The 12,592-nt window shown below is 67.6% G+C and carries 15 protein-coding genes and 1 pseudogene; 13 read left to right on the forward strand and 3 right to left on the reverse strand.

Features of this window, described 5'->3' with window-relative positions:
- Positions 1–159 precede the first annotated feature (159 nt).
- Positions 160–1,593, reverse strand: a complete 1,434-nt coding sequence (locus AC08OO_RS03490) for an FAD-dependent oxidoreductase (RefSeq protein WP_476608903.1) — start codon at positions 1,591–1,593, stop codon at positions 160–162.
- A gap of 423 nt (positions 1,594–2,016) precedes the next feature.
- On the opposite strand from AC08OO_RS03490, the gene AC08OO_RS03495 reads away from it, so the two are divergent.
- From AC08OO_RS03495 to AC08OO_RS03540, 10 genes are all read left to right on the forward strand, one after another.
- A complete protein-coding gene (locus AC08OO_RS03495; protein WP_476608904.1) occupies positions 2,017–2,976 on the forward strand; it encodes a COG4705 family protein in 960 nt (319 codons plus the stop codon).
- 228 nt (positions 2,977–3,204) lie between these two features.
- The gene (locus AC08OO_RS03500) at positions 3,205–3,843 is read left to right on the forward strand and encodes a hypothetical protein (protein WP_476618231.1); all 639 of its coding nucleotides are present in this window, start codon (positions 3,205–3,207) and stop codon (positions 3,841–3,843) included.
- Between the two features lie 106 nt (positions 3,844–3,949).
- The gene (locus tag AC08OO_RS03505; protein WP_476608905.1) at positions 3,950–4,663 is read left to right on the forward strand and encodes a YcnI family copper-binding membrane protein; all 714 of its coding nucleotides are present in this window, start codon (positions 3,950–3,952) and stop codon (positions 4,661–4,663) included.
- Positions 4,664–4,668: 5 nt separating this feature from the next.
- Positions 4,669–6,348 carry a copper resistance CopC/CopD family protein gene (locus AC08OO_RS03510; RefSeq protein WP_476608906.1) on the forward strand — a complete coding sequence of 560 codons (1,680 nt, stop codon included), beginning with the start codon at positions 4,669–4,671 and terminating at the stop codon, positions 6,346–6,348.
- 199 nt (positions 6,349–6,547) lie between these two features.
- On the forward strand, positions 6,548–7,360 hold the full coding sequence (locus tag AC08OO_RS03515) for a ferritin-like domain-containing protein (RefSeq protein WP_011438535.1): 813 nt from the start codon (positions 6,548–6,550) through the stop codon (positions 7,358–7,360).
- A gap of 107 nt (positions 7,361–7,467) precedes the next feature.
- Positions 7,468–8,118 (forward strand): PaaI family thioesterase, encoded by a 651-nt coding sequence (locus tag AC08OO_RS03520; protein WP_476608907.1) that lies wholly within the window; start codon positions 7,468–7,470, stop codon positions 8,116–8,118.
- 53 nt (positions 8,119–8,171) lie between these two features.
- A complete protein-coding gene (locus tag AC08OO_RS03525) occupies positions 8,172–8,429 on the forward strand; it encodes an acyl carrier protein (RefSeq protein WP_476608908.1) in 258 nt (85 codons plus the stop codon).
- 16 nt (positions 8,430–8,445) lie between these two features.
- Entirely contained in the window at positions 8,446–9,414 is a 969-nt protein-coding gene (locus tag AC08OO_RS03530; RefSeq protein WP_476618232.1) for an acyl-ACP desaturase, read from the forward strand.
- Positions 9,415–9,435: 21 nt separating this feature from the next.
- Positions 9,436–9,555, forward strand: a complete 120-nt coding sequence (locus AC08OO_RS03535; RefSeq protein ID WP_476608136.1) for a type II toxin-antitoxin system Phd/YefM family antitoxin — start codon at positions 9,436–9,438, stop codon at positions 9,553–9,555.
- A 121-nt stretch (positions 9,556–9,676) separates the two neighbouring features.
- On the forward strand, positions 9,677–9,808 hold the full coding sequence (locus AC08OO_RS03540; protein ID WP_476608138.1) for a hypothetical protein: 132 nt from the start codon (positions 9,677–9,679) through the stop codon (positions 9,806–9,808).
- Positions 9,809–9,858: 50 nt separating this feature from the next.
- Here AC08OO_RS03540 and AC08OO_RS03545 read toward each other — a convergent pair whose 3' ends face one another.
- Both AC08OO_RS03545 and AC08OO_RS03550 read right to left on the reverse strand, forming a co-directional pair.
- A complete protein-coding gene (locus AC08OO_RS03545) occupies positions 9,859–10,584 on the reverse strand; it encodes an IS66 family transposase (protein WP_476608910.1) in 726 nt (241 codons plus the stop codon).
- Entirely contained in the window at positions 10,565–10,987 is a 423-nt protein-coding gene (locus tag AC08OO_RS03550) for a hypothetical protein (RefSeq protein WP_476608911.1), read from the reverse strand. Before AC08OO_RS03550 ends, AC08OO_RS03545 begins: the two co-directional genes overlap by 20 nt.
- Positions 10,988–11,420: 433 nt before the next feature.
- Between AC08OO_RS03550 and AC08OO_RS03555 the strand changes: the two genes are divergently transcribed.
- The 3 genes and pseudogenes from AC08OO_RS03555 to tmk all read left to right on the forward strand — a co-directional run.
- Positions 11,421–11,633 carry a hypothetical protein gene (locus AC08OO_RS03555; RefSeq protein ID WP_476608141.1) on the forward strand — a complete coding sequence of 71 codons (213 nt, stop codon included), beginning with the start codon at positions 11,421–11,423 and terminating at the stop codon, positions 11,631–11,633.
- The gene (locus AC08OO_RS03560) at positions 11,630–12,223 is read left to right on the forward strand and encodes a 3'-5' exonuclease (RefSeq protein ID WP_476608912.1); all 594 of its coding nucleotides are present in this window, start codon (positions 11,630–11,632) and stop codon (positions 12,221–12,223) included. The genes AC08OO_RS03555 and AC08OO_RS03560 overlap by 4 nt, the downstream gene beginning before the upstream one ends.
- A pseudogene (gene tmk, locus AC08OO_RS03565) lies at positions 12,198–12,587 on the forward strand (dTMP kinase); the annotation flags it as partial. The gene AC08OO_RS03560 and the pseudogene tmk, both read left to right, overlap by 26 nt.
- Positions 12,588–12,592: the final 5 nt, after the last annotated feature.

Genomic DNA, 12,592 nt, shown 5'->3' on the forward strand with positions numbered 1-12,592 from the left:
CGCCGGGGCGTAGCCGCCGAGGCGGACCGGAGGGTGGGGTGCCGTCCAACGATGGAAAGCACCCCACCCTCGGGATGCCCGCGGTATGAGGAGTACTCGAAGGCGCCTTCGAGTGGCTGGGGGTGCTCTCCTGCCCGGGATCCGCCGCCCGTCATTACCTCAGTGCCCGACGGCGGCAGTGCCCGACGGCGGCCGACTCCGTATCGGTGGATCGGCATCGGCCCACGCAGGCGGGCGCGACAGGTCGTCGGTCGGAGTCGGCGGGTCCGCCAACCACCGTTCGACTCGGGTGCGGACCTCGTCAGCGAGGAGGAACTCGGGCCGGATCAAGCCCAGCGCCCGGTAGAATTCGCCCGCGACGTAAGCGTCGTCGACGGCGGTGGCGCGCACCATGCCCAGGTATTGTGCGCCCGCCCGCTCTTCGGGTGTCGGGGCGGGCATATTACGGCTTTCCGTCACGGGAAAGACCAGGTCGGATGCGGTCGCGGCCTGCCAGGCGAACGACGTGACGGCCATGACGTCGTCGTGGAGACGCTCGACGGCCGTGTCCAGATCGTCCGTCTGACGCAGGCGGTCGCGCAAGGCCACCGCCTGCAGGACGGCCGCAGTCATGCCTTGGCCGTACACCGGGTTGTATACGGCCACCGCGTCGCCGACCGCGATGAACCCCTGTGGCCGCCGAGCCAGCTCGTTCCAGCGGCGGAGCCGATTCACTGACATCCTCGTCGTCCTGATGTCGCTGACGGGCTCGGCACGTTGCCACATCTCGTGCAGGACTGGGGTGACGGCGGTCCGGAGAAACTTGTCGAAGCCCGCCGGGTCGCCGGGCGGGAAGTCACGGCTGGTCCCGACGGCCATGAGGCCATAGAGGTTGTTCTCCTCCGGCAGGAGGAACGCACCTCTGGTGTTGTGCGGTGCCGGTGGCGCGCACACTGCCCGCAGGTCTCCCGGTAGGGCATCCTCGGGCAAGTAGCAGTGCACGGTGGCGTAACCGAGGAACGGTTGCACCGTCGACTCCGGCGGGGCGTCGAACCCGGCGTCGGCGAGCCAGTGCGGGGAGCGGGATGCGCGGCCGCCGGCGTCCACCACAAGATCGGCCTCGATCAGTCCGCCCAGACCGTCGAGGTCGTCACACACGACCGCGTCTACCCGGTCGCCGCCGGCCCTGCGCAGGCCGATGGTCTCGGCGTGGCGGAACCGGACGTTCGGTAGCCGGCGGGTCAGCGTCCGGATGGTGTGCTCGGTCAGGGCCCGCGTGCCGAACACGGACCGCATGTCGGATGGCGCACGCCGGATCCAGCCTTCGGGAAAGAAGTAGGCGACGTCGCGTTGCGGGTCATACGGCGGCGCGCCCTGGTCGGTCATCGCGACCGTGAAGCCGCCGTGGAGTCCGTCGAGCGCCGATGCGCCGCCGAACAGCAGGCCGTGCAGATGAGGCGCCTGCGGGACGTTGCGCCGTTCTTCGACGGTTGTCGGCAGGGCGTCTCGGTCGAGAATGGTGACCGCGGCGAAGTGTTCGCTCAGCACGCGCGCCGCGGTGAGTTCCGCAATACTTCCGCCGACGATGACGGCATGGTCCCGCTGTACAGGCATTCCTACCTCCACTCCCGATCTTTCGATTGGGAATCGTAACAGGCGAGGGAGGTCCCGGGCGTGGAATTCCGCCCCGGCAGGAAAGATGTGCGTCCACGGCATTGCCGGTTCCGCGACGTCGGAGTTGAGGAAGCCCTCCACCACTCGCAGCGGCACGTGCAGAAGCGGGTCATCTCCGTCTGCCGGTAACCATGGAGATGATCCTGGACCCGGACCAGCCGGCCCCCGTCCAGGCGGGCGGGTCTGGTTGGAGCAGTGGGATCGATCCCGTGTGCCAGTGGCGGGTTCCTGGCGGGAGGTGAGTGGCTTTTTCTGTGCTAGGCGAGACCGCTCGACGTCGGGACACTGCCTCACACCCTCTTCACATCGGCGGGATGGCAGCGTGGGCTCGACGCAGGTCCCCGACGTGTGGCCGGGAGCCCCGTGTCCACCGTGCCTGCTCTAAACTTCCTCGATCCGGCACCCATCGAGTCAGAAAGCATATCGATGCCGCCTTCATCGCACAGTCGGACCCGCGCCCGGGAGCCCCTTGCGCCTAAAGTGCCGGAAATCACGGCGCTGTTCTGGGTGGTGAAGATTCTGACCACCGGCATGGGTGAGGCGACCGCAGACTACCTTGCGCATGTCAACTTGCTACTCGCAGCTGTCATCGGTACCGTCGGGTTCACGGTCGCGCTATGGCTGCAGTTCCGCGTTCGGCGCTATTTCGCCCCCGTCTACTGGTTCGCCGTGATGATGGTGGCGGTCTTCGGCACCATGGCCGCCGACGGCCCGCCCATCGGCCATGTCGGCTCGGCGATCTTCTATACCATGCTCCTCGCAACCGTCTTCTTTCTCTGGCGTCGCGCTGAGGGAACGCTGTCGATTCACAGCATCGTGACCCGCCGCCGGGAGACTTACTACTGGCTGGCGGTGCTCGCGACCTTCGCCCTGGGCACCGCGGCCGGCGATGTGACCGCGACCACCATGCACCTGGGCTTTCTGGCCTCGGGCATCGTGTTCACGGCGATCATCGCGGTGCCCGCGGTTGCCTGGTGGCGGTTCGGGTTGAACGAGGTCGTCGCCTTCTGGCTCGCCTACATCGTCACGCGGCCGCTCGGTGCGTCCTTCGCCGACTGGCTTGGTAAGCCTCACTCGCACAGCGGTGTCGGCTTCGGCGACGGACCGGTCAGTGGTGGCACCACTGTAATGATCGTTATATTGGTCGCCTACCTGGCCGTTACCCGCAGGGACGTCCAGCCCAATACAATTCGGTCCGCCGACCTCCTCGTTCCTGGTATTCAGCGAAGCAACACCGGAAGTAATATCGAGAGCGGCAACGCCCGGTCCGCGACGATCCCAGGTCCTGCCCGTCCGCCGGGCCAGCAGGCCCAGGTCGACTAACCCGCCCCGACCATCCCGGCCCGACCGTCATGGATCGAAGCGATCGGCGTCTCCGCTCTTCGGCCGGCCATGGCTGGCGCCGAGAAGCGACTGAGCGAGCTCTCCATAAGGCCTATTACGACCCGCGGCGTACCCCCGGGGCGAAGTTCATGGTCACCCTGCCCACGAGACGCCCAGGACCGCCAGTCAGATCATCAACCCCAATCGCACGGTTCCGGGGGTGTGGCCATGACCGCGGCGGGCATGGCAAGCTTGCTCGCTGTGGCAGCAGAGTGCGAGGTGGACAGCGGGACGGCCCGGTTGGGCCGAGCCGTCGTGTTCGCCTCGTCCTCGGTGTGTCTGGCCTGGGCCGCGCACGTCTCTGGCGGGGCGCCGCGGCCAGCCGCTGGGATCATGCTGGTTGCGGTCCTCCTCCTCACCCGGGTGGCGTTCGGGCTCGCGGACCGCGAGCGAGGAGTCGCTGCGCTGCTCGCGGGTCTGGGGGTGACGCAGATCGCCCTCCATGTCACCTTCGTACTTGCGCATCCGCACACCCACCTGGCCAGCGGTCCGAGCCTGGATGTTCCGATGACGGCGGCCCATGGCATTGCCGTGGGCTGTGTGGGGCTGATGCTTCGTCACTCCGAGCGGGCTGTGTGGTGCGCGGCCGGACTGAGGCCGCGCACCGTCGTGGCCCTGTTGCTGTATCCGGTGACCGTCGCCGTCGTTCCGCCTGTCCCACCCACCGTGAAGATCAACCTTCGGAAGCGGGTGTCGAGACCGCACGCTCGCCCCCTTGGCCGTGGCGCACGGCGTCGGGGACCACCCGCTTCCCCTTTTCCGGGGTTGACGTCACGGCGAGCGTTGACGTCACGGCGAGCCTGGTAGACGAGTTCCGCTGGCGGGCTCATCTGCCCGACGAACGACCCCGGCGCGAGCAAGGCAAGGCATCTTCAGGTGGTCCCACGCGCCGTGGGACGTTCGAAGGGATCTTATGTACCGCAACGTTCGGCGTGCCGGCATGCTTGCCGGCACTGCCGCGGCAGCGATGTTCCTCCTAGCTGGACCGGCGTCCGCCCATGTCACGGTGCAGCCGCCGACGGCTGCCGCGGGCAGCTACGCCACCTTGTCGTTCAAGGTCCCCACGGAGAAGGACACCGCGTCCACGACCGGGTTGGACGTCCAGCTTCCTACCGACACCCCGATCGCGTCCGTGTCGGTCCAGCCCAAGGCGGGGTGGACATACAAGATCACCAAAGCGGCCCCGTCGAAGCCGCTCATGACGGACGACGGAGAGGTCAAGGAGATCGTTACCAGGATTGCCTGGACGGCGCAGGGGGATGGCGGGATCAAGCCCGGGGAGTTCGACACCTTCACCGTCTCCGCCGGGCCGCTGCCCGAAAACACCGACCACGTTGTGTTCAAGGCATTGCAGACATACTCTGACGGTTCGGTCGTGCGGTGGGTCGATGTCGCAGCCCCAGGCGCCCAGGAGCCTGAGAAGCCGGCGCCGGTCCTCACGCTGACGGCATCCTCCCCGGGGTCCGGTGGGCCTGGCGCGGCCGCGGCGCGGTCGGACGAAGCCTCATCGGCCTCCGACGATTCCGACGGGACGGCGCGTGGCCTGGGGATTGCCGGCCTTGTCCTTGGCGCACTCGGGTTGCTGGCCGGTGGATTCGCGCTGATCTCTTTGCGACGGCGCGCCTAACCGTCGTGCGCCGCATCCTGGTGGTGGCCGTGACGTTCCTGGTCATGGCCACCACCTCCATCGGTTTTGGCCTCGGGGTCCCGCCGGCCTCGGCGCATGCCCTTTTGACGGGTAGCGACCCCGTGGACGGCGCGGCACTTGATGTCGCACCCACACAGGTAACCCTTGACTACAGCGAGTCAGTACGGGTCTCGCGCGATTCGATCCGGGTGCTCGATTCCGCGGGTAGGCGGGTCGATGATGGTCGTGCCGGATCTGGTCCCAAGGCGTCGCAGGCGACGGTCGCGCTCCGGCCGGGGCTGCCGAACGGCACGTACGTGGCGAGCTGGCGTGTCATCTCGGCGGATAGTCATCCTGTTTCCGGTGCGCTCGCCTTCGGTGTGGGCGGGCCGCCGGATGCCGCCGCCGCGGCGGTCTCCGGCACATCGGGCTCCTCGACGGTGGGCGTCGTCTTCGCCATGGCGCGATTTCTCGGATACGCCGCGACGGCCCTGTTGCTGGGCGTCTGTTTCTTTCTGATCGTGCTCTGGCCGACAGGTCTTCGTGCGGCCGGTCCCGGCCGGCTGTTGATGGCAGCGTGGGGATTATCCGTTTTTGCGGCATTCGCGCAGCTGCTGCTGCAAGGCCCCTACGCTGCCGGGCTCGGCCTCGGGGGACTCGGGCAGTGGTCGGTTCTGTCGACCACCCTGGCGGATCGGTTCGGTCACCTGCTGCTGATCCGTCTGCTCGCTCTTGCTTTGATGGTGCCTCTCGTGCGGCGGCTGTTGCGAACCGGGTCGGTGGATCCGCGGGGGAACGGGGAGCTCGCCGGTCTCGGTGTCGTGGTGGCCGTGACGCTTGCCATGATCGGTCATGCCAGTGCCGGCGATCTGGCTTGGCTGGCTACCACCAGCACGACAGCGCATGTGATCGCCATGTCGGTATGGATCGGTGGTCTGGTGATGATTGCCGGTTTCCTGGTGCGCCGCGCATCGGCCACCGAGCTGGCGGAGATCCTTCCCCGGTGGTCGAAGATCGCGGTTGTGGCCGTTGTCGCCGTGATGGTCAGCGGGGTCTTCCAGAGCTGGCGTGAGGTCGGCCCGCCACGGGCCCTGATTGATACCAGCTATGGTCGACTGCTGGTGTACAAGGTGTGGTTGGTCCTTGGAATGATCGCTCTCGGCGCTCTGGCGCGGCGGTGGGTCCGCCGGCAGTACAGTACGAACAGAAATCAGCCGGCCGGCCGGCCGGACCGCTCGTCGCATGCCGTTCTGCTTGCCGGGCTGCGCCGGGGTGTCATGGCGGAAATCGTGCTCGGGGCTGTCGTGCTGGGGATCACGGCTGGGTTGGTGAACATGGTACCGGGACGTACCAGCTATTCACCGCCGTTCTCCGACACCACCTTCGCGGGTCCGATGACGGTGAAGGTGAGGGTCTCGCCGACGCGAGTGGGCGCCCAGACCCTGGACGTCCAGGCCACGGACCCGAGCGGCAAACCGCAGAAACTGGTGGAGGCCAGTGCGGCGTTGTCGTTGCCGGCCGCCGATCTCGGCCCCTTCACTGTTCCGCTGAGCCTGGCCGCGCCGGGCCATGCGCGGAGCGACGGGATCCGGGCGCCGTTGCCCGGTGAATGGCAACTTCGGCTCACGCTCCGAGTGAACGACTTCGACCAGTACGTGACAACCGTGTTCTACCAGGTCCGATGAAGGGACTCGTGAACGATGAAGGGCTGGTGAACGCTGGGCGGCGGTACGTGGACCGTCCCGCACGGAGGCAGTAAGCGCTTCCGTGATAGCTGATCGGAATGGTTCGATTGGCGTGTGATATCAGGGTTGTAATGATCGGCCAGGCAACCCATGGTAGAGCGGAAAAGGCCTGCGAGGGAAGCTCAGAAGGAGTCCATCCATGCCGACCGCCACCGCTGACAAGTCCCATAGCTTCGATGTTTTCCAGCACTACGAGCGCCTCCAGTGGAAGGTTTCCGACCTCGGGCTGGAAAACGTCCGGAGTGACCTCGTTCATCCCGTCTACATCTCGCTTGTCAAGGGCGTTGTCATGGGCGAGGCGACGTCTCTCCCCGGGCTGCACGGTTTTCTCAGCGAGTTCCACGACGACTACGACTGCTCGGCCTTCGTGGCCATCTGGGCCTACCAGGAGCTTCAGCATCACTACGCCTTCCGGGCCTGGCTCAAGGCGGTGGGCGTCCACATCGACCAGGACAAGATCGAGGCTTTGCGTGAGCCGTACGAAGCCGGTATCACGCCGAGTGCGACCCTGACCACGAACGTGATCTCTGAGATCATCGTCAACACGGTCTACCGGGCGATGTCGGAGTGGGTGGAGGAGCCCGTGCTGGCCGACCTGTTTCTCCGCGCGAGCCGCGACGAAGCAGGGCACGCCCGCGAGTTCCTCTTCTACTTGAAGCGTCGCCTGGAACTCCACCCGCACGAGCTGAGGTCAGTCCTGGAAAGGATTCATTTCTACGTTACGAGTCCGCGGCTCAACCACCCGGTCGGTGTCTACAAGCATCAGCGCGTCGAGGAGATGCAGGGGCACGAGACCGTCGACGACGTGATCGATGTCTATCTCCAGTTCTCTCCGCCGGATGCGCTGGAAAAGCTCCAGGCCAAGCTCCGGCGCATGCTCGGAACAGCGGTCGGCCGGGACCTGAGCCGAAACTCCGGAATCCGCCACGCGATGGCCGAAATAGTGGCCTGAGGCATCGAATCTGAGAACGTCGTTCCCAGACCCGATCGGATGCGGGGGCGACGCGCGACGACGGCGGCGCCCCGGATCACGTGTGACGCCGTCGGCAGGGGCGCGCCGTGACCAATTCCCTGCCGGAGGAACCGATGCACATTCACCCGACCGCTCCCTCCCAATCCTCGGCCGACGAGGAATATCTGCCGGTGCCTTGGGCGGTCCTGGAGAGCTACCGCTGCTTCGGCTGCTCACCGCACAACGCAAACGGCCTGCGCCTCCGCTTCACCTTCCGTCCCGACGGGATCGCCACCCGCTTCAGGCTGGACCGCACTCACGAGTCGTACCCGGGGGTCGTGCACGGCGGTCTCATCGGAGTCATCTGCGACGAAACCATGGGAAACCTGATCGTTCTGCGAACAGGCCTCACCTCCTTCACCACCGGGATGCGGCTGCGGTACGTCACCGCGATGCGGGTGAACACCGACTACCAGTGCGTCGCCCGCCTACAGGCCGACGCGGCTGAGCCGGTCTCCAACCCGACGGGCGGTCCGACGGGTGCGGGCGGCCTGGTGCGTGCCGAGGCCGAGATCCTCGACGCCGCGGACGGTCTGGTGGCTGCGGCGAGCGCGACCTACCGCCCGACATCGATGAACATCGCGCGGCAACGCCTGGACCTGCGACCGGACGAGTTCGACCGCGTCGCGGAAGCCATCACCGCGGCCCAGGCTGCCCAGGCTGCTAACGCGGCCCAGGCCGTCGGCGGCCAGGGCTGAATAGTCCCTCTCACGCGCCTCAACCGACACGGCGAATGACCGAAGGAGTCATGATGACACCCTCCCGCGCCGAGATTGTCAGTACTGTCACCGCCATCCTCGCTCGCGAGCTCGGGATGTCAGCCGACGCGCTCACTCCCGACCTCGACCTGCGGGCCGTCGAAGGCGCGGACTCGGTGAAGGTTCTGGTCATGATCTCCCACATAGAGCGCACGTACGATATCGAGATCGAGGATGAGGACGTCTTCGCCCTGAGCTCTATCAACGACGTCGTTCGTATCGTGCTCGCGGCGCTCGAGACGGCGGTCTGACAACAGGAGAATCATCGTGACCGTATCGAACACCGTTACGTCAGCTACCTCTGCTCCGGAAGCGGGGCAACGCCGCCCTGTCCGGTCCGACCGCTCTTTTGCCCGTCCGGTGCTGCCGCCGCTGCTGCCCGCCTCCGACCTGGCGGCGGCGGTCACCGCGTTTCACTCTGCCGGGTCCGCCGCCCGCCGCTGGGACGTCGAATCGGCCTTCCGGTGGGACGAGGCCGAGGCCGACCGGCTCACCGAAGGCCAGCGCTCAGCGGTCCGCTTCATCACCCTGATCGAGGACCATCTCCCCGGCTATTTCGATCTCTACGAGCGTGCGTTCCCGCTCAACTCCGACGTTGACCTGGAAACCTTTATCCATAACCGTGAGCTCTACCATTTCACGGTACGGTGGGCCCAGGAAGAGGACAGTCACGCCCGGGCCCTGTTCCGCTACCAGGTCGCCGCCGGTATCGCCGAACCGGAGGAACTGCGTCGGGAACTGGCGGCCGAGGGCCGCAAGAAATTCGATCTGCCACTTGACCACGCGGTCTCGTTGTTCGCCTACGCACTCGTGCAGGAGAAGGCGACGCAGCTCTATTATCAGCAGCTACGCACCGTGGCCGGCGATCCGGTCCTGGCCGGCGTCCTCACTCGACTCGCCCGCGACGAGTCGCGCCACTTCGCGTTCATGGCGGATGTGGTCGAGCGGTACCTGCGCCGGGAGGGCGACGCCGTGGTGGAGCCAATCCGCGAGGTCATTGCGACCTTCCGGATGCCACTGGCCGACACCATCCGCGGCTACTGGCGATGGGCACTGCGGATCAGGGAAGTCGCCCACTACGATCACACGGATGCCTACGCTCACCTTATCCGGGTCGTGAACCGCGCCGTCAACGCCCGGTCCGACCGGGTGAATGAACTGGTCACCTTTATCGACGCATGCCGGACCGCCCCCGGGCCACCCGACCCGGCTCATCTTCGCGACGGCCGAGAGTAGCACAAGTGCTACTCTCGGGGGGTGGCCGGGATAGGGCTTCGAGAGGTCCGGCAGAACGCCAGCGACCTGGTACGCCGCGCTCAGGCCGGTGAACGGTTCACCATCACCGTGGCCGGCCAGCAGCCGTCCTCGGCCCGGTGAGTCCGCGTACGTGGCGGCGCTGGGACGATCTGGCTGATCTCTTCGCGCAGCCGGAGGACACCGACTGGCCGCAGGACCGCAACCTCGTCGACGGTTCCCTCACGGATCCCTGGGAAGGCCGATGAATCGCGGCGTCCTCGACACCAGTGTCCTGGTCGCCACAGACGTCACCCCCATCTCCGGCGAGTTGGCAGTCAGTGTCATCAGCATCGCCGAACTGCAGTTCGGTGGTATGTATTCGGAAGTGGTGTGAGGGCACGGCGGCGGGTGGCGTGACGGTGTGTCACGCCGTGCCGGGGTGGGTTAGTGGAGGGGTTGTTTCCACGCTTCGAGGTCGTCGGGGTTGGCGCGCCAGGGCAGGAACCGGTCGAGGTCGGCGCCGTCTGGGGGTTTGCCGCCGCGCCGGCCGCAGGTGTCGAGGTAGTCGGTGAGGTAGGTCAGGGCGTTGAGGCCGTGTTTCTCGGCGGTGCCGATGACGGTCCAGAACGCGGCGGCGCGTTCGGCGGCGGTCTCGGTGCGCGAGCCGTAGGCGTTCTTGCGGGTCACGACCGGCCGGCGTAGCGCGCGTTCGGCCGCGCTACTGTCAAGATCCAGAAGTGGGTGGTCCCGGTGGGCGAGGATGCCCGGCCATCGGCGTTCGAGCGTGGCGAGGGCGTCCTTCGCCTTCGGCTGCAGTCCCACGGACTTCTGCTGGGTGCGGCGGGCGGGGTCGATCGCGCCGGCGGCGTCATCCCAGGCGGTGTAGGCCGCGGCCAGCGTCTGCTCGGTGGTGGGACCGGGGGTCTCCTGGGCGGCGGTGAAGGCGGTGCGTAGCTGGCCGTGGGCGAGGTAGAGCGCGGTGAACAGCTTCGCCCAAGCCTTCCACCAGTACTCCGACTGGGTCGGGTTGGACAGCGCCGCGCGGATGAAGTGCCTTCTGAGATGAGCGACACACCAGAGGTTCACGAGACCGTCGCAGCGGCGGCCGGCCGAGACGTAGACGGCGTAGAAGTCCGAGGACAGGACCCGTTCACGCTGGTCGGCGCGCATGGTCAGGGAGAACAGCAGCAGGGCCAGGCCGACGAGGTGGAGCAGGCCGTGGATCCGCTGGTTGTTCTCGACGTAGGGGGGCGACGGCGAGCGGGTCCTTGAACGCGCTGTAGCGCCGCTCGGAGGCCTCCTGGCCCTTGTAGTCGAGGAAGACCCCGGCGGCGTCTTTCTCCTCGATGCTCTGGTTCGTCAGCAGCGCGAACCAGCCGTCGGCCTTCTGGGCGAGGTCGAGCGCGTCGGGGTCGAAGAACCAGGTCAGGTGTGGTCTGCCGGTGCCGGGGTCGGTGTCGACGTGCGTGCGCAGCCACGCCCCGACCCGACACTCTGCGGTGATCTTCTCGACGCGGGCACGGACCGCTGCCTCGTCGGGGTAGTAGCGGGTCCCAAGGTTGCGGTGCAGCACGACGAGCGCCGCGCGCCTTGTCGATCTGTTTCGTGCGGGTGGTCGCGGACGTCTCGGCGCGCCGCGCCGAGTGGGAGAAGACCGTGCGCACGGGGAACGGCGGGTCGGCGGCCTTCGGCCCGCGTAGGGTCGTGGTCCCCTCGACGACCCGGTGGACGTCGCGCTCGTGGAACAGCTTGTCCTGGTCGTGTGTTGGGCCGCCTGACGAGTGTCAAGCTGACCGTGCTGTTCACCTACTCCGGCGTTGAGGACCGGCGCATCGAGCCCCACCCCTCCGAGGTCGCGGCGGCCTCCCTGCGGCTGGCAACCGCCGTCCGGCCCCGCCGCTACCGCACGATCTTCTACTGGCGTCCGGGAACTGTGCGACATCTGCCCGGTGGGTCAGATCCGCCGGTGCCACGAGGCCCACCAGGTCCCTACGCGAGCGCAGCTGGTGGCCCTCGCGAGCACGGTGCCCGACACGGACGGCCTTGAGGTCGTGGACATCACCGACCGGGCCGCCGTGGTCGCGGGCCTCCCGCACGAGCAGCCCCGTTACTTCCTCCAGCACGCCCTCGGCTTCCAGGTCCACGACGTGCGCCATCCTCACCACGCGCGGCGCCACGGCCGCGCCGACATCGGATGGAAGGAGCCGGTCGCCTCATGACGGACTGGACGAGCCTGGACTACGCCGTGGTGGATGTGGAGGGCAACGGCCACCAGCCGCCGGACCTGGTGGAGCTGGCGGTCGTGCCCATCACCGGCGGCGTGATCGGGGAGCCGACCGCCTGGCTCCTGCGGCCCGAGCGCCCGATCACCGGATTCGCCCGCCGCATCCACGGCATCACGAGCGACATGGTCGCAGGCGCGCCGGTCCTGGCCGACGTGGAAAAGGAGATCCGCGCGGCCCTGGAGGGCGTGGCAATCGTCGCCCACAACGCGCACGTTGACCTCGGCGTCCTGCGGCGCAGCCTTCCAGGTTGGGAACCGCGGGACGTCTTCGGCACGCTCAGGCTCGCGCGGCGGCTCCGGCCCGAGCGCGTCAGCTACCGGCTCGGCTCGTTGGTGGAGGCCTTCAACCTGGCCGACGGCTTGGACCCACAGCACCGGCCCCACCGAGCCACCTACGACGCGTTGGTCACGGCCCGGTTGTTCGCGCTGCTGGCAACAAGCCCGGCCGGCCGCCCCCTGTCCCTTGACGAACTCCGCGACCTTCCCCCTGGAGGCGACGATGACCCGGCTGCGACCCTTTTCTGACCACCGCCGAGGACTGTTCATCAGCGTGGACGGACCGAGCGGGGCAGGCAAGTCCACGCTCGTGCGCCACCTCGCCCAACTGCTCGTCGCGGCGGGCGAGGACGTCCACGTCACGGCCGAACCGTCCGCCGGCCCCATCGGTGTACTGGCCCGCGAGTTGACCGAAACCGTCACGGGACACGCCCTGGCCTGCCTGTATGCGGCGGGCCGCTACCACCACGTCGAGACCGAGATCCGGCCGCATCTGGAGCTGGGCCAGACCATCATCTCCGACCGCTACGTGCCGTCGGGGCTGGTCATGCAGCGCTTCGACGGCCTGGACCCGGCCTTCCTCTGGGCACTCAACGCCGAAGCCGCCCGCCCCGACCT

The organism is Frankia sp. CeCAU1, assembly GCF_977971845.1.

What these genes read in the sequence shown, in the direction of transcription:
- AC08OO_RS03490 (WP_476608903.1), bottom strand. Translation starts at nt 1,593, where the DNA reads ATGCCTGTACAGCGGGACCATGCCGTCATCGTCGGCGGAAGTATTGCG.
- AC08OO_RS03500 (WP_476618231.1), top strand. Translation starts at nt 3,205, where the DNA reads ATGACCGCGGCGGGCATGGCAAGCTTGCTCGCTGTGGCAGCAGAGTGC.
- AC08OO_RS03505 (WP_476608905.1), top strand. Translation starts at nt 3,950, where the DNA reads ATGTACCGCAACGTTCGGCGTGCCGGCATGCTTGCCGGCACTGCCGCG.
- AC08OO_RS03515 (WP_011438535.1), top strand. Translation starts at nt 6,548, where the DNA reads ATGCCGACCGCCACCGCTGACAAGTCCCATAGCTTCGATGTTTTCCAG.
- AC08OO_RS03525 (WP_476608908.1), top strand. Translation starts at nt 8,172, where the DNA reads ATGACACCCTCCCGCGCCGAGATTGTCAGTACTGTCACCGCCATCCTC.
- AC08OO_RS03540 (WP_476608138.1), top strand. Translation starts at nt 9,677, where the DNA reads ATGAATCGCGGCGTCCTCGACACCAGTGTCCTGGTCGCCACAGACGTC.
- AC08OO_RS03545 (WP_476608910.1), bottom strand. Translation starts at nt 10,584, where the DNA reads ATGCGCGCCGACCAGCGTGAACGGGTCCTGTCCTCGGACTTCTACGCC.
- AC08OO_RS03560 (WP_476608912.1), top strand. Translation starts at nt 11,630, where the DNA reads ATGACGGACTGGACGAGCCTGGACTACGCCGTGGTGGATGTGGAGGGC.